Origin of the sequence: Rhizobium sp. RM, from assembly GCF_013390595.1 — a bacterium.
In the GTDB taxonomy this organism is placed as follows: domain Bacteria; phylum Pseudomonadota; class Alphaproteobacteria; order Rhizobiales; family Rhizobiaceae; genus Agrobacterium.
This window is the reverse complement of sequence record NZ_JACAWV010000023.1, coordinates 333,117-348,255: the sequence shown is the minus strand read 5'-3', so window position 1 is coordinate 348,255 and position 15,139 is coordinate 333,117. Positions and strand designations below refer to the sequence as shown.

Here is a 15,139-nt window from a genome sequence, read left to right as displayed (position 1 = left end):
CTGTCATGAAGGGTCAAGCGATGAGCACTCCACTATCTGAAATCTGGTATACGCGCTGCCCGGTTCCGACCCCGGTCGGTCTGGCCGTCCAGCTCGGTTATCTCGAAAAAACCTTTGGCGATGTCGGTATTGCCCTGAAATCGATCATCGATTCGCCGGATCGTTCCATCAGGCAAAGCCATTTCAACCACACGCTGGAATGGTCATTCAGGCACGGTGGCAACGTACCGCCCATTCGCGCCCGGTCGGAAGGACGCAATACACGTCTCGTCGGCATTACATGGACGGACGAGTTTCAGGCTATCATTACGCTGCCGCAAACAGGTATTCGAACGGTTGCTGATCTAGCGGGGCGCCGCATTGGCGTACCGCGCAGGCCGGAGGGCATTGTCGATTTCATGCGGGCAACGGCGCTGAAGGGCGTCGTCTCGGCCTTGTCTCTTGGAGGTTTGCGGATCGGCGATGTTGAGCTTATCGACATTGTCCAGGACCATTCCGTGTTGGAAACGCAGGAGGGACCTTCGCTGTTCGGTCTGAAGCGCCGACAATCGTTCGGAGAGGAGATCGCTGCACTCTTGCGCGGGGAGGTCGATGCGATCTTTGTCAAAGGGACGGCCGGTGTCTCTGCAGCAAATCTGATTGGCGCAGTCCAGGTGATTGAGTTCGGGTTTCATCCCGACCCGAAAATCCGCATTAACTCGGGTTCGCCGCGGGTTCTGACAGTTGATGCTCGCCTGGCCGATGAACGTCCGGATCTTGTCGAGCGCCTGGTTGACGCAATCCGCAAGGCGTCTATCTGGGCAGAAGAGCACCCGGAAGAGACAAGGCGCTTCATTGCGCGTGAAGCCGGTGCCACTGAAGAACAGGTTCTGGCTGCCAATGGCCCCGATGTTCATCGCCATCTCGGCCTTGGCCTCGACAAGGAGCTCCTAGCGGCCATCAGCCACTACAAGGATTTCCTGCACGAATGGGGTTTTCTTGAGGACAATTTCGACATTCACACCTGGATCGATGACCGTTTTGTCCCGGCGGATGAAAGGGCAGTTGCATGACGGTCCAGATTTCCGCAGTGGCGTCGTCACAAAGGCCCACTTTAGACCCGGTCGATATTGCCAGATCGCTTGCTGAGGGCTTCGGTACGACCGCGGCCGCTCACGACAGGACAGGTGAATTTCCTGCAGAGAATTTTGTCGAGCTGTTCAGGTCAGGCCTTCTCAGCCTGATCCAGTCTAAAGAAACCGGGGGGTGGGGCGAAGGGATCGAGACAGCCCAGGCTGTCATCGCTGCGATTGCTGAAGGTGACCCCTCTACCGCCCTTGTTCTCGCGATGCATTATAGTGTTCACGGCAGCATTCGCCGTGGCAAGTGGCCTGATGTTCTTGCTGCCAAAGTCTTGACGGCGAATCTTTCCGGAACGGCTTTGCTCAATAATGCGCAGGCCGAGCCAGGCATTGGTTCTCCAGCCCACGGTGGCTTGCCGGAGACGAGCGCGCGCATCGAAGGAGAGGCCTGGGTCGTCAACGGTCGCAAGAGTTTCGTAACCGGGCTACCCGGTCTGAAATGGGCGATCGTTCTGGCGACAACGGATGAGGAGACGCCGCGACTGATCCAGTTGCTAGTTCCTCTCGACCTCGGTGGTATCGGCCGTGAGAAGGCCTGGGACGCGACAGGCATGTTTGCGACCGCGAGTGATGACTTGCTTTTGAATGACGTCCGGGTGCCTCTGGAAAACGTCGTTGCCGAGCAGCCAGCGAGTGAGCCTCTTCGCCGGGATGAGGTCGACGGGTATAACTTCTTTGTTATGCTGGCGGCTGTCTACCATGGCGTCGCCGTCTCAGCCCGCAACGATCTGCTAAAGCATCTGAACGGCCATGTGCCGGCGAGCCTCGGCGCACCACTTTCATCGATACCGAGAATTCAGGAAGCGCTCGGGCAAATCGAGGTATTGATTGCCGCCAACAGGCGCCTTCTGACCTCTGTCGGGCGCGATATCGATGACAAGAAGCAGGTCGGCACCGATGCGCTGGCCGTGCGCCATGTGGTCATCGAGAATGCGGTAACGATCACCGATCTGGCACTGGAGCTTGGCGGCAATCGCGGTTTGCGCCGGGATTATCATCTGGAGCGCCATCACCGGAATGCGATCACTGCAAGAGCACATGCGCCGCAGAGCCATATGATCCGTACGATCATCGGTCGTGAACTGATCAGGAAAAGCGCGGCCGAAAACCCCGCTGACGTGCGTCATACAGTTCGCTAACAAGATTGGAGCTTGCAGGCGCCTTCAGGCGCCTTGCAAGCGTCTCGCCGACTGAGAGATATCACACTTAGTTTGCCGGTTTCGCTCATCGCAGAAATCTGAAGCGATGCTTTTTTCACGCTTTTGAAAATGAATGGATGCTTTTTTCCCGATCTCTCGGGCGCATGAAAATGTAATAGTCGACTAAAATAGTGGAATTCATCATCTTGGCTGTGGGACGCAAGCAATCCACGGAGCAAACATGTGTACCACCTTGATCGTGCCTGGCCTCAATGGTTCGGATGAAGGACATTGGCAGCGGCACTGGCTGCTGGATCATTCGGACGCGAGCCTAGTCGATCAGGATGATTGGCAGTGCCCGGTCCTAGAGGACTGGCTGGTGAGGCTGGAGGATGCGATCGCGGCTAGTGACGGCGCCTACATCGTTGCTCATAGCCTTGGTTGCCTGTTGGTCGCCAATATGGCTGCGCGTCCCCTTGCTGCCAAGATAAAGGCTGCGTTGTTAGTCGCACCCGCCCACCTTCAAAAGGTCGAGGCGCTCCATCCATGCATCGTGCGGTTTGGTGAGTTTCCGACCGATCCGCTCCCGTTTCCGAGCCTTGTTGTTGGTAGCATGTCTGACCCCTACATGGAGCCGGAAGAGCTAGCATCAACAAGCGCCGCCTGGGGCAGCGATCTCCTTAATCTCGGCGATGTCGGGCATATCAACATTGCCAGCGGCTTCGGACGCTGGTCGCAGGGCTACGGATTGCTCGACAGATTGAAGAGCGTTTCTGTCGAAAACATTCCAGCTATCGGGCGCGACCGCCACACATTACCGCCTCCATACCGCGCCTATACCGAGGCTCTGCCCCGATAAAAAGACTGAGCAAAGGGTTTGATCCCCAGTAGGGTACGATATACAACCTACGGGATTTTTTAATGCAGATAAATTGGCATAGTGAATTAATCTTCTCGTTTTGATTGTTTTTGACCGAGTTATTCCTTTCCTATCGATAATATGGAAAATGGTTTCTTCGCGTGCCGCCGCTTTCTTTCTACCCTTCCATTGTCATCAAATCAGGAAGGGGTAGGGAAATGTCCAATATCAAGTTGCTGGCGTCCGTATTCGGGGGATTGTTGCTTTCAACGGTCGGTCTGGCATCGGCCAATGCGTCGGACGCGCTGGTTACGGCGGACTGGCTAAAGCAAAATCTGGAAAATCCGAAAGTCAAGGTTTTCGAAGTCAGTGTCGACACCGGCGTTTACGAGCGTGGCCATATTCCCGGCGCGACCAATCTGAACTGGCACACCGATCTCGTTGACAAGGAACGTCGCGATATCGCCTCTCGAGAGCATTTCCAAAGCCTGCTACAGCAGGCCGGTATTGGCGATGATACAACGATTGTCTTGTACGGCGATAACAACAACTGGTTCGCAGCCTGGGGAGCGTGGATCTTCGAAACCTATGGTCTGGGCGATCGGGTGAAACTTCTGGACGGTGGTCGTAAGCTTTGGGAGGCTGAGGGTCTGCCCCTGGACACCTCCGCGCCAAAAACGACGGCAACAACACTGACGTTGAAGGAGCGCGACCCGTCAGTTCGCGCCCGTTTTATCGATGTCGTCGCTGTGGCTGAAGGTAAGCACAATATCAAGCTCGTCGATATCCGCTCGGCAGATGAATATTCCGGCAAAATCTTTGCGCCCGATGGCGTCAAGGAACTGTCAGTGCGGGCGGGCCATATTCCAGGCGCAGTAAATGTCCCATGGGGCACCATCGTCAACAAGGACGGAACGTTCAAGTCGGCTGAAGAAATCAAGGCGATTTATGCCGAAAAGGGCATCGACGGTACAGCTCCGGTCATCACATATTGCCGTATTGGTGAGCGATCGAGCCACACCTGGTTCGCCTTGAAGAAAATACTTGGATACGATGTCCGCAACTACGATGGCTCATGGACGGAATACGGCAATGCCGTCGGCGTCCCGATCAGCAACCCGACTGGAACCGTCTGGACCGGCAAATAACCACTGATCATATCCCATCGACGACCAGCACGCCGCGTTAGGCGTGCTGGCGACGTTAATTGAAAGATTTGCCTGGCCATCTCATGAATTTACGGTTCCATCGCTGGGCAGGCATTGCCCTGTTAGCTTTACTGGCTCTTACCTTCTACGGCGTTTCCATGCTGGTAGAGGGGCGTCAATTGGGGTTTGCGCTGCTTGCCGGGGCAGCCTTCGGCATTGTCCTGCAGCGCGGTCGCTTTTGTTTTCTTTGCAATTTTCGCGATTTCGTCGAAAACAGGCGCTCTGATGGACTTGTCGCGATTTTTGTAGCCTTGCTTGTAGGGGTCGTATTCTACCAGATTGTCATGATGGCCTGGGTCCCTGTTCCACAGCCGGGTCGTTTGCCACCCAACGCGCATGTTGGTCCTGTCGGCTGGGTGCTCGCGGTTTCCGCATGGATTTTCGGTTTGGGCGCCGCTTTGTCGGGCTCATGCCTCTCCGGTCATTTTTATCGTCTCGGGGAGGGCGCCTATGGATCGCTTTTGGCGCTTGCCGGTGCGGCCGTCGGTTTTTTCGTGGCGTTCCTCAGTTGGAATTTTCTCTACAGCCTGGCTGTGTACGACGACATTCCTGTGTGGCTGCCGCACTACCTGGGATACGGTCCAACGTTCATTGTGTCGTTTTTCGTACTCGCGATCCTGATTGCCCTTGTTCTTTACGCGGATAACAACAACGACATCCCGCCCGAAAAGGCGGCAGACGCAAAGTTGCATCAGGCACTGACACGGGTGTTCATCGCCCGCTGGCCCCCTGTCGTCACCGGCATCCTCGTGGCGTCTATCAGCGCATTCTCGTATTTTCGGCTTGCACCCATTGGCGTCACGGCTGAGTTGGGAAGCATTGTTAGAACCGTTTCCACCCAGCAAGGCTGGATGTCCGAAACGCTGGCTGGGCTCGATACGGTGCGGGGTTGCATAAGCGCGGTCAAAACCACGCTGCTTTCTGCAAACGGCATTTTCGTTGTTGGGCTTGTTGTTGCAAGTCTCGCCTCCGCGTTGGTTTCGGAGAAGTTCAAGCCATCATGGCCATCTCCAGGTGGGTTGGCGACCCGATTTGTCGGCGGTGTGCTAATGGGCTGGGGTGGCATGACCGCGTTGGGGTGCACCATTGGTGTATTGCTATCAGGCATTCACGCGGGCGCCTTGTCCGGCTGGGTGTTCTTACTTTTTTGCGGTCTTGGCGCCTTTTGTGGCCTTATCGTCAAACGTCGTTTTGCGTTGCCATAGGACGTGAATTTGGTTGCTCTCACCCGTTTGAAACCGCCTTCCACGGCTGCGAATTTTCCGGGTTGAAACCATCGTGTGCGAACGCGAAAATAGAATAGTGATTTAGTGGAAAATCTTGACGGTCCGGGCCTTTCACTTAACGATATGACGATTTCGTTGCTGGAGACTGACCATGCTGCAAGCACTGCAATCATTTGCGTTTGATCTCATCGGTTCGCACGGTACGGCCCATTTGGAGCCATCGCCGGACTTTGACGTACCAGTCAGCGGAGACTTGGCAAAGGAGCAGGAGAAAACCGATCTGGAACTGGAGAGGAAAGAGATCTCCGAAATCGCATTTGCGACGTTCGGCTTCCACCCGATGCTCTAGTCAAGCAGGGTGGGACAGGCGGGATCGGCTTCGCACCCGTCGTGCCGCGTTCGACGTGATTACATCCTTGTGTAGAGAGAAACTCTCTCTCCTGATCGCAAATTGGAACAAAATTTCTTAAATGCCTCGGAGAAATGGCTACCCTTTTACCTCGGTCTAGGAAGCCCAGCCGGGCAAACTGCAGAGGTTTCTCAATGAGCAAGACAGATAAGCCGCTCGATTTTCTTTGGTTCATACCTTCCTCGGGTGACGGGAGTTATCTTGGCTCGGACGACCTCTCACGCCCTGCTGATCCCGACTATTTCAAGGAAATTGCACAGGCTTCCGATCGCCTCGGTTATTCCGGCGTACTCATTCCAACAGGCGTTGCATGTGAGGAATCGTTCATTCTCGCGGCCAATCTCGCTGCCCATACGGAGAAACTGAAGTTTCTCGTTGCCATAAGGCCGGGTGTCGCTTCGCCAGCCTATTATGCACGTATGGCATCCACGCTTGATCGCGTCTCTCGCGGGCGATTGTTGCTCAACATTGTCGTTGGTGGAAGTTCGCAGGAACTGGCGGGTGACGGTATCTTCTTGCCGCATGACGAGCGCTACGATCATGCTGGAGAATTTTTCGAGGTTTTCAATTCGCTGATTGAAACCGGCAAAGCCAATCTCGACGGAAAATACATCAGGGCACATGATGCAAGACTGGGCTTGCCGCCCGTTCAGGAGCGTCCGCCAATTTATTTCGGTGGGTCGTCGGACGCGGGGATCGAGTTTTCTGCAGGCATAACCGATAAATATCTCACTTGGGGCGAACCGCCCGCACAGGTTGGCGAAAAGATCGCCAAGGTGCGCGCCGCCGCTGCAAAACAGGGCCGCGAAGTGACGTTCGGAATTCGGCTGCACTTCATTGTGCGAGAGACCGACGAAGAAGCGTGGGCGGATGCGGACAGACTGATTTCAAAACTTTCCGATGAAACAATTGCCGCCGCGCAGGAGGTCTTTTCCAAGGCATCCGATTCCGTTGGCCAGGCGCGCATGCAGGCTTTGCACAACGGCCGACGCGACAGCCTGGAAGTCTCTCCAAATTTATGGGCAGGTATCGGACTTGTTCGCTCAGGCGCCGGAACGGCTTTGGTCGGCTCACCCAAAACCGTCGCTGCCCGCTTGCGGGAATATCAGGATCTCGGCATCGACACTGTGATTGCCTCCGGGTACCCCCACCTAGAGGAAGCGTACCGCGTTTCGGAACTGCTATTCCCCGAAATTGGTCTCGCCGCGCCACGAAATCAAATCCGCTCATCCTTCGGCGCCCAACAGGCCTTCGGTGGTGGAGGTCATGGCGGCAACATCAAGCTTGCATCTGGATCATGATCGATTGGCGGCGCGGAGATTGCTTCGCGTCGCAGCACAGGCGCATGGCGACGCTGCGCGTCGTCAGCAATTAAAACATTAATTCCATATAATATATCAAATATGAAAAAGAATGCCTGTGTAGAAATCGCCCGGCCCGCTAACTGTTTAGACAATGCAAATGATTTCGGGAGCTTTCCATGACAGTGCAATTTGCCGCAAATGATGAACAGTTCAGGGCTGCAAAGGGGAGCGTTTCGGATCGTGTCGCCGATGCCGATAGTCTGAAGGTTGCGCTGAGAGCGCTTGGCGGCGGTGTCAGTCTCGTGACGGCAGGTGAGGGTGAGTTGCGCACTGGCGCAACGGTGACCTCGGCCACTGCCTTGTCTGTCGATCCTCCAAGAATGCTCGTCGCCCTGAACCGGTCTTCCTCGACCTGGCCGATTGTTCAACGCTTTGGCCACTTCGCCATCAATATCATCGGCGAGCACCACCAGTTCGTTGCAAACCAGTTTGCCGGCATCGGTGGCCTGAAGGGCGTTGAGCGTTATCGCGGCGCGGAGTGGACCAGGCTCGCCAGCGGGGCACCGATATTGGAAGACGCCGTCGCGGCCATCGATTGCACGGTGGAAGAGGCCATCGAACGGCACAGCCATGTCATCGTCATCGGCAAGGTGGAAGCAATCCGGATCGGCAATGGTGCCTCGCTTGTCTACCAGAATGGTCGCTATCACGCGCTGGGCTAAGCCCTGGTGAAGCTGCGCGCGAGATGAGTATCCCGCTGTCTGTGTTTGAAGCTTTTGAGGGAGTTGAGCATGGGTTCTGTTACGCAGTTCAATGAGAAGATACGCTCCGTTCCGCCACAACTTTTCGCTGACGACGATATCCTGACCGCAGCGCGCGCGATTGCCCGTAGATGCGGCGTGGCGACTGCTGACCGGGTCCACGAGGCGATGTCGCATTCGGGACTGCTTTCGCTCTCTGTTCCGAGCGATCTGGGCGGTGCGGATGTGACAAACGATCTGCTGGCACAGGCTGTAACGATCATTGCAGAAGCGGATGAGGATATTGCAGGCCGCCTTGCCGATCACTTCAAAGCTCTGGAATTTGTTCGCAATGCCGGGAGTGAAGATCAACGTAGAGCGCTCTTTGCCCGGGCAGGTTTTGGAGAGACATTTTTTCTGGTTGCAGATTCTCCAGATCCGGAGCACCCGGTACTGCTCGGGGACGACTTGTCATTTTGGGTTTCCGATGCGCGGCTGACGTCTGTTCGTTCCGATGTCGACTGGATCGTCATGCCCGCGCTCAATTATCTTCGCCAGCCCGTGCTCGTCGTGGTGAAAAACCGGAGATCCGCTGCCGTGGAGACGGACCTGCGCGTCGATGACGTGTTGCCGATCACCTTAGGCGCAGAAAACCTTCCGATTTCGGTCGCAACCCTGCTGCGCGCGGCAATTCTGCTTGGGCAGACGCAGTGCATCCTATCCGATCTGATTGAACGCAGCCCGACAAATGAAGGTGTCACAGCGCTTGAAGTCGGCGAGGCCTATCTTGGGACCGAGTTGTTGAAGGCGCTAATCACGCGTGTCGCAGCAATCATCGATGCGGCACAGGTCGGGGCTGAGCATGTTACTGTTCAATCCGTTCGGCATAGCGCCGCCGCTCTCGAGATATTGATGACCAGAATGAGAAGCGCCGTGACAGACAGCACAAGTCATCCGGTCGCTGTTCTCGGTAGTGACCTGCTCAGTCGGTAGGCTGTTACGCCGTTTATTTGCCGGCTGGGATGGATTGAGCGCTTGCGGCGTCCTTTTCCACGAACTGGGCCAGTGTCATATTGTCGAGGATGGTTGCGATGGCGTCTCGAACGTCTGTCATCGACAACCTTACCTGACAGTTATCCGGATCGTCACAGTCATCGCATGCTTCGAAAGCGGTGCGGCTGGCGCAACGGATGGGTGCCAAGGGGCCATCAAGCGTCCGGATAACCTGTCCGATCATGATCTCGTTTGGCATTTTCGACAGCGAATAACCGCCGTTCGGACCCTTTTTTGAACGCAGAATGCCGGTATTTCGCAATTCCAGAAGGATCGTATCGAGGAATTTCTTTGGAATATTGTTGCGCGTTGCAATCTCGGTCACGAAGGCCGTCTCACCAGGCGGAAGGCGTGCCAGATCAACGAGAGCCTTCAGTCCGTATTTGCCTTTTTTCGTCAGCATTGTTCCGCCCGGGTGCAACCGGCTTACTCTGAAATGCCGGATCGATTGTTTTCAACTTACTAAGTAGTTTTTAGCGAATTCCTCTGCAAGCCTGTTTATCGGGCTTTTCGCGCTGAAAGTGCAGGCGTCGGCTCGAATTTTCGAGGCTCCACGACGCCAAGACATTTCTTTCCATTCTCCCCCAGGAAGAGAAACGCAATTCATCGGAGCATCTGGATGCCGGCAAGGCATTGACGCACCGGGCGTTGCTGCGTATGTCAACGGACGACGGTTCCTCGAACCCAAAGGGTGAGGGGATTAATAGGGAACATGGTGCGGACCTGCTTGACGGTTCAATGCCATGGCTGCCCCCGCAACTGTAAGCGGATTACCGTCCATCCTCGTGGCGCTTGAGGCGTCATGCCACTGCATCTTGAAGAGATGCGGGAAGGTAGGTGGACGATAGATATTCGTGAGCCAGGAGACCTGCCGTCAGAACAACGACCATCATTACGGGCGGGGATGCCCGGAAGAGGAGCAGGTTATGATACCTTCACGCGCGGACATTTGTTCCGTGTCTTGTTCTCCATTTCCAGGAATGTCGGACGTTTGTCGCAATGCGCTTTGACGCTTTGCAATTTTTCCCATCACACGACGCAAACACACTGACTGGAGAACGCATGTTCGAATTTAAACCTTTGTCCTTTGGCGCGGCCTTGTTTGCATCTGCCATTGCTGTTTTTCCCCTCGCGCAGCCGGCACATGCCGCCGAAACCACCTATCCGTTGACAATCAACAATTGCGGTCGCGAGATCACTTTCAAGCAGGCTCCGACACGCACCGTATCCGTAGGTCAGAGTACAACGGAAGTTCTTTACCTGCTCGGTCTTTCCGACAAGGTTGCCGGTACGGCTCTGTGGATCGGCCCGGTCCTAAAAGGCTACGAGGACGCCAATGCCAAGATTGAGCGATTGGCCGATAACGATCCAAGCTTCGAGGCAGTGATCGGCAAAAAGCCGGATCTGGTGACGACACAATTTCAGTGGCAGATCGGCCCAGAAGGTGTCGTTGCAACCCCCGAGCAATTCGAGGAATTGGGCATTCCGGTCTACACGTCTCCTGCCGACTGCATGGGCAAGGACAATTCGGGCGGTGGAGACGGCGTACGAAACGAAGTTTTCACGATGGAGTTGATCTATCGGGAGGTTCGCGATCTTGCGAGAATCTTCAATGTTCAGGATCGCGGCGAAGAAATCGTCAGTGATTTGAAAAAGCGCGAGGAAGTGGCACGCGCGAAGATCGCGTCGGCTGAAGGAAAGCTTTCTGCCGTCTTCTGGTTCTCCAGCGCCGAACTCGATATCGATCCCTATGTCGCCGGTCGCAAGGGTGCTCCGGGCTACATCATGTCTGCGCTTGGCATTAAAAACGTCATCGAAAGCGATGAGGAATGGCCGACCGTCGGTTGGGAAACCGTGGCCAAGGCCAATCCGACCATCATCGTGGCCGGAAAGATGGACCGCCGTCGCTTCCCCGCAGATGATGTCGTTGTGAAACGCGAATTCCTTGCCAGCGATCCCGTTGCAAGCATCATGCCCGCAGTCAAGGAAGGCCACATATTCGACATGGATGCGCAGGCCATGAACCCGACGATCCGGACGATCGAAGGCATCGAGACGCTGGCTGATGCGATTGCCGCATCCGGCCTCGCCAAGTGAGACCGGGTTTTCTCAATCCAACCAGAGTGAGTGCGGCCCTTGCCGCACTCGTTCTCCTGATTGCCGCGCTTGTTGCGGGTGCGGCCATCGGTGAGACGTCGATCCCCTTCGATGTCGTTCTCAAAACCATAGCCAATCGGGTTTTCCATGCAGGGTATCCGCTCGAACCACTCGATGAGGGGATCGTCTGGAGTTACAGATTAAGCCGGGCCGTGGTGGCTGCCTGTTGCGGTGCTTCGCTTGCTCTAGCAGGGGCCGTGTTGCAATCACTCCTGCGTAATCCCCTTGCCGATCCCTATATCCTCGGCATTTCCGCGGGTGCATCGACCGGGGCTGTCGCCGTCGCCCTGCTCGGTTTCGGGGCTGGGATGCTGACGATGCCTGTCGGTGCATTGATCGGCGCTCTCATTGCTTTCACGCTCGTCAGCCTGCTCGCAATTCGGGCGGGACATGGCAACAGCGCCATCATCCTGGCTGGTGTCGCGGGCTCGCAGCTCTTTAATGCCCTTACGTCATTCGTCGTGACAAAATCCGCAAACGCTGAACAGGCACGCGGCATCATGTTCTGGCTGCTTGGAAACCTTTCCGGTGTTCGCTGGCCTGATGTCTGGTTGGCGCTCCCGGTCTGCCTGGTTGGGCTTGCCGTCTGCTTGTGGCATGCGCGAGCACTCGATGCATTTTCCTTCGGCGCGAATGCAGCCGCATCTCTCGGTGTTCCTGTCCGCGGTGTCTATGCCGTATTGATCTGCGTGTCGGCCACGATGACGGCCGTGATGGTGTCGCTGGTCGGTTCAATCGGCTTTATCGGGTTGGTCATTCCGCACGCCGCGCGCATGCTCGTCGGTGTTCGCCACGCCATTCTCCTGCCTGTAACCGCGTTGACGGGTGCGGTCTTCATGATCATCGCCGACATTCTATCCCGCATCGTTATTCCCGGGCAGGTTTTGCCGATCGGGGTTATCACGGCGCTGTTTGGCGCGCCTGCCTTCGCGTTCCTTCTTGGACAGAAGAGGGTTGGGCGATGAACATTTCAGCGAACGATTTGCACTGGAGCGCCGGAAGTCTCGAGATCGTACGCGGAGCATCATTTGATGTGCGTTCCGGCGAGTTTTTTGGGATCATCGGACCGAACGGGTCCGGCAAGAGCACGCTCCTGTCGATGTTGGCGGGAATACGCCGTCCGCGTCGTGGTAACGTAATGGTGGAAGGCCGTCCGCTTTTATCTTTCGGTCGCCGTGAACTTGCCCGGAAACTGGCACTTGTCGAGCAGCAAGCTGAAACCACGGAGCGAATTTCCGCGCGGCAGGCCGTTGAACTCGGACGGACACCCTATCTCGGGCCGCTTTCAGGCTGGTCGCAAAAGGATGATGCCATCGTTGATACGGCGCTCTCGGACGTCGATATGTCCGATAAGGCCGAACGGAGCTGGCACCATCTGTCAGGCGGCGAGCGTCAGCGACTGCACATTGCACGCGCACTGGCGCAGGAGTCCCGGATACTGCTCCTGGACGAGCCGACCAACCATCTCGATATCGGTCATCAGATCGGCCTCCTCGATCTCGTGCGCAAGCAGGGGTTGACGGTGGTCGCAGCTCTTCACGACCTCAATCATGCGGCGATGTTCTGCGACCGGATTGCCGTCGTGGATAAGGGCCAGATTGTCGCCATTGGATCACCGCACGAGGTTCTCACCGCCGCGCGTATCGGCGCAGTCTTTGGTGTCGAGGCTGTGGTCACGACAGACGAGAGCGGCTTTTGTCACATTCGCTTTTTGCCTGCGCACAGGCAGGAAAATTCACCGAAAAGGGTATCAATCATATGATCAGGGCAATCACGCTCGGGCTTTGCTTTACAGTCGGTCTCTCGATGCAGGCGATGGCGGAAACCTTTGAGGTCAAGATGCTCAATCGCGGCGAAAACGGCTCCATGGTCTTCGAGCCCGATTTCCTGGAAATTTCACCCGGCGACGTTGTACGCTTTGTTCCCACGCATAAAAGCCACAATGCGGCGACGATTGACGGAATGGTTCCGGATGGCGTTGAAGGTTTCAAGAGCAAGATCAACGACGAATTCGTAACGACGTTCGAGACCCACGGTTTCTACGGGATCAAATGCTCACCGCATTACGGGATGGGAATGGTCATGCTCATCAAGGTCGGCGAGGCATCCTTGCCGGAAAGCTACAAGACGATCGATGTGCCGGGGCGGGCCAAGCCTCGGATGGATGCACTCTTCCAGCGTGCGGGTGAGGTGGGAAATTGAGCGAGGCATTCGGCATCAACCACGGTCTGAAGGAAGACATCCGTGACTACTGGTCAGAGCGTTCAAAGACCTTTGATCTGGCTTTTGGACATCGCATACCCCCGGGACCCGAACTGGATGCGTGGGCACAGGCTGCCAGGCAGCATCTCGGCACGAAACCGCTGCGGGTGCTTGAACTTGCCTGCGGAACCGGGGAAGTGACGAATGTCTTGCTGTCACTTGGACATGAGGTCACGGCGCTCGACTTCTCGGAGCATATGCTCGCAGTTGCAAAGCGCAAACATGCCGGTAATCCCAAAGCGCGCTTCATTCTCGCCGATGCGGAGAATACGATGGAGCCGGACGGCGACTATGATGCAGTTGTCTGCCGGCATCTAGTCTGGACGCTGACGGATGCGGAACGTGCATTCTCTGACTGGCATCGCGTTTTGAGATCGGGCGGTAAACTTCTGATTTTTGACGGTGATTGGGCAAAGCCCGCGCCGTTTGGGCGTCTCGCACTATTGGCTGTTGGCATGATTGATCGGGTGCTTGGTAAGGATCACCATTATGACGGCGCGCTGAGTGATCGCCACCAGAATATCATGGCGCGACTGCCGTTCGGAGACGGTCTGAGTGTTGAAAAGCTGCAACCCTTCATTGAGGGTGCGGGTTTCGTCGACGTCCAGACGGCGTCGCATGCTCCGATCGCCGCGGCCCAACGAAAGACGGCAGATCTGCGCAACAGATTGCGAACCTATGTCTATCGCCGCTTCATTCTATCGTGCCGCAAGGCGTGAAGTGCTGCGGCACGGCTACGAACTCCTGATGGCTCGCGGACGAAACCATCAGGCTTTCAGGCTGAATCGGGTTTCACGGCCACAACCGCGTAGCGATGTTGCAGGCCCCGTAGAACGCCTTTGAAGAAGGTGAAGTTCTTGGCCTGTGCGCGGTGGATCGCACGCAGGTCCTGGTCGATGGTGACAGGCATGAAACCGGTGCTGCGAAGCAGGGCGGCGACGTCAGGGGCCCGAGCGCCCTTCGCAAAGTAGACACGAGAAAGAATGCTGTTGAAGGTATTGGAGCTGTCTGCCGGCCTGTGTGGCTGATCGGCTTTGATGAAGCCTGTCCGTTCAAGGATTGCCGCGAGCTTCTTGACGAGGCGCTCTCGCAAACCTGTGTTGACGAAATCGCCGTCGATGATGAGCAGGCGTCCACCGGGTTTGAGAACACGGAACCACTCCTCAAAACTGGCCTTCGGATCGACAAGCGTCCAGACCAGATGCCGCGTGATGATGACGTCAGCACTTTCATCCGGTTCCATGGTTCTCTCTGCGTCGCCGACGAAGAAACGGATATTTCGGCCACGTGACTTCGCCTTGGCCCGTGCGAGTTGCAGCATGTCCTCAGACCAGTCCATGCCTGTAACGCGATAGCCGAGATCGTCCATCAGATGCGAAATGACGCCCGTGCCGCTCGCCAGATCAAGCGCTGCACGGCCGTCTCCCGGCCCAAGATGCTTCAGAACCAGGGCGTGCCAGGCCTCCCGTTCGATGTCGGAAAATATTTCGTGGCCGGGGGACAGGTCAAAGGTCGCAGCCCGTCCCGACCAATAGGCCTTTATCTCGTCTCGAAGACTGTCGTTGCGTCCGTGCTCGGCAAGTTCGTGCATTTTTCTGGCTTTCGTGTCGGTAGTTGAGAACCGCTCTAAAACATAAATGTTGACTATGGCAGTCATAAAA

Annotated in this window: 16 protein-coding genes and 1 riboswitch; of the genes, 14 read left to right on the top strand and 2 right to left on the bottom strand. The window is 56.2% G+C overall.

All coding sequences use genetic code 11. The annotated features are described in order from the left end of the window. Positions 1–20: 20 nt before the first annotated feature. From HWX89_RS24235 to HWX89_RS24195, 9 genes are all read left to right on the top strand, one after another. Positions 21–1,052 carry an ABC transporter substrate-binding protein gene (locus HWX89_RS24235; protein WP_138792934.1) on the top strand — a complete coding sequence of 344 codons (1,032 nt, stop codon included), beginning with the start codon at positions 21–23 and terminating at the stop codon, positions 1,050–1,052. Further along, positions 1,049–2,260, top strand: coding sequence for an acyl-CoA dehydrogenase family protein (locus HWX89_RS24230; RefSeq protein WP_138792865.1), 1,212 nt, complete (start codon positions 1,049–1,051; stop codon positions 2,258–2,260). The genes HWX89_RS24235 and HWX89_RS24230 overlap by 4 nt, the downstream gene beginning before the upstream one ends. Positions 2,261–2,501: 241 nt before the next feature. After that, positions 2,502–3,119 carry an alpha/beta hydrolase gene (locus HWX89_RS24225; protein WP_138792864.1) on the top strand — a complete coding sequence of 206 codons (618 nt, stop codon included), beginning with the start codon at positions 2,502–2,504 and terminating at the stop codon, positions 3,117–3,119. Between the two features lie 218 nt (positions 3,120–3,337). Continuing rightward, complete coding sequence (locus tag HWX89_RS24220; protein WP_138792863.1) at positions 3,338–4,267, top strand: sulfurtransferase; 930 nt, start codon at positions 3,338–3,340, stop codon at positions 4,265–4,267. 83 nt (positions 4,268–4,350) lie between these two features. Then, positions 4,351–5,532 (top strand): YeeE/YedE family protein, encoded by a 1,182-nt coding sequence (locus HWX89_RS24215; protein ID WP_138792862.1) that lies wholly within the window; start codon positions 4,351–4,353, stop codon positions 5,530–5,532. 172 nt (positions 5,533–5,704) lie between these two features. Further along, positions 5,705–5,902 carry a hypothetical protein gene (locus HWX89_RS24210; RefSeq protein ID WP_138792861.1) on the top strand — a complete coding sequence of 66 codons (198 nt, stop codon included), beginning with the start codon at positions 5,705–5,707 and terminating at the stop codon, positions 5,900–5,902. Positions 5,903–6,096: 194 nt separating this feature from the next. Beyond that, positions 6,097–7,263: an FMNH2-dependent alkanesulfonate monooxygenase gene (gene ssuD, locus HWX89_RS24205; protein ID WP_138792860.1), complete on the top strand. Its 1,167-nt coding sequence runs from the start codon at positions 6,097–6,099 to the stop codon at positions 7,261–7,263. A gap of 179 nt (positions 7,264–7,442) precedes the next feature. Continuing rightward, positions 7,443–7,988 (top strand): flavin reductase family protein, encoded by a 546-nt coding sequence (locus HWX89_RS24200; protein ID WP_138792859.1) that lies wholly within the window; start codon positions 7,443–7,445, stop codon positions 7,986–7,988. A gap of 69 nt (positions 7,989–8,057) precedes the next feature. Further along, positions 8,058–8,999, top strand: coding sequence for an acyl-CoA dehydrogenase family protein (locus tag HWX89_RS24195; protein WP_138792858.1), 942 nt, complete (start codon positions 8,058–8,060; stop codon positions 8,997–8,999). Positions 9,000–9,012: 13 nt separating this feature from the next. Here the strand turns inward: HWX89_RS24195 and HWX89_RS24190 are convergent, their stop codons facing one another. Beyond that, positions 9,013–9,462, bottom strand: a complete 450-nt coding sequence (locus HWX89_RS24190; RefSeq protein WP_138792857.1) for an RrF2 family transcriptional regulator — start codon at positions 9,460–9,462, stop codon at positions 9,013–9,015. A gap of 251 nt (positions 9,463–9,713) precedes the next feature. Continuing rightward, a riboswitch (cobalamin riboswitch) is annotated at positions 9,714–9,949 on the top strand. A 208-nt stretch (positions 9,950–10,157) separates the two neighbouring features. Between HWX89_RS24190 and HWX89_RS24185 the strand changes: the two genes are divergently transcribed. Genes HWX89_RS24185 through HWX89_RS24165 form a run of 5 tightly spaced genes read left to right on the top strand, consistent with a single transcriptional unit; the run spans position 10,158 to position 14,197 of the window. Continuing rightward, entirely contained in the window at positions 10,158–11,156 is a 999-nt protein-coding gene (locus HWX89_RS24185; protein WP_502707618.1) for an ABC transporter substrate-binding protein, read from the top strand. Next, complete coding sequence (locus tag HWX89_RS24180) at positions 11,153–12,181, top strand: FecCD family ABC transporter permease (protein ID WP_502707616.1); 1,029 nt, start codon at positions 11,153–11,155, stop codon at positions 12,179–12,181. The genes HWX89_RS24185 and HWX89_RS24180 overlap by 4 nt, the downstream gene beginning before the upstream one ends. Next, positions 12,178–12,978, top strand: coding sequence for an ABC transporter ATP-binding protein (locus HWX89_RS24175; protein ID WP_138792855.1), 801 nt, complete (start codon positions 12,178–12,180; stop codon positions 12,976–12,978). The genes HWX89_RS24180 and HWX89_RS24175 overlap by 4 nt, the downstream gene beginning before the upstream one ends. After that, entirely contained in the window at positions 12,975–13,418 is a 444-nt protein-coding gene (locus tag HWX89_RS24170) for a pseudoazurin (protein ID WP_138792854.1), read from the top strand. Before HWX89_RS24175 ends, HWX89_RS24170 begins: the two co-directional genes overlap by 4 nt. Then, positions 13,415–14,197: a class I SAM-dependent methyltransferase gene (locus tag HWX89_RS24165; RefSeq protein ID WP_138792853.1), complete on the top strand. Its 783-nt coding sequence runs from the start codon at positions 13,415–13,417 to the stop codon at positions 14,195–14,197. Before HWX89_RS24170 ends, HWX89_RS24165 begins: the two co-directional genes overlap by 4 nt. Positions 14,198–14,253: 56 nt before the next feature. Here the strand turns inward: HWX89_RS24165 and HWX89_RS24160 are convergent, their stop codons facing one another. Further along, positions 14,254–15,069 carry a class I SAM-dependent methyltransferase gene (locus tag HWX89_RS24160; RefSeq protein WP_138792852.1) on the bottom strand — a complete coding sequence of 272 codons (816 nt, stop codon included), beginning with the start codon at positions 15,067–15,069 and terminating at the stop codon, positions 14,254–14,256. Positions 15,070–15,139 lie beyond the last annotated feature (70 nt).

Coding starts and splice junctions, on each gene's coding strand:
- HWX89_RS24235 (WP_138792934.1), top strand. CDS start 21: ATGAGCACTCCACTATCTGAAATCTGGTATACGCGCTGCCCGGTTCCG.
- HWX89_RS24230 (WP_138792865.1), top strand. CDS start 1,049: ATGACGGTCCAGATTTCCGCAGTGGCGTCGTCACAAAGGCCCACTTTA.
- HWX89_RS24225 (WP_138792864.1), top strand. CDS start 2,502: ATGTGTACCACCTTGATCGTGCCTGGCCTCAATGGTTCGGATGAAGGA.
- HWX89_RS24220 (WP_138792863.1), top strand. CDS start 3,338: ATGTCCAATATCAAGTTGCTGGCGTCCGTATTCGGGGGATTGTTGCTT.
- HWX89_RS24215 (WP_138792862.1), top strand. CDS start 4,351: ATGAATTTACGGTTCCATCGCTGGGCAGGCATTGCCCTGTTAGCTTTA.
- HWX89_RS24210 (WP_138792861.1), top strand. CDS start 5,705: ATGCTGCAAGCACTGCAATCATTTGCGTTTGATCTCATCGGTTCGCAC.
- ssuD (WP_138792860.1), top strand. CDS start 6,097: ATGAGCAAGACAGATAAGCCGCTCGATTTTCTTTGGTTCATACCTTCC.
- HWX89_RS24200 (WP_138792859.1), top strand. CDS start 7,443: ATGACAGTGCAATTTGCCGCAAATGATGAACAGTTCAGGGCTGCAAAG.
- HWX89_RS24195 (WP_138792858.1), top strand. CDS start 8,058: ATGGGTTCTGTTACGCAGTTCAATGAGAAGATACGCTCCGTTCCGCCA.
- HWX89_RS24190 (WP_138792857.1), bottom strand. CDS start 9,462: ATGCTGACGAAAAAAGGCAAATACGGACTGAAGGCTCTCGTTGATCTG.
- HWX89_RS24175 (WP_138792855.1), top strand. CDS start 12,178: ATGAACATTTCAGCGAACGATTTGCACTGGAGCGCCGGAAGTCTCGAG.
- HWX89_RS24170 (WP_138792854.1), top strand. CDS start 12,975: ATGATCAGGGCAATCACGCTCGGGCTTTGCTTTACAGTCGGTCTCTCG.
- HWX89_RS24160 (WP_138792852.1), bottom strand. CDS start 15,069: ATGCACGAACTTGCCGAGCACGGACGCAACGACAGTCTTCGAGACGAG.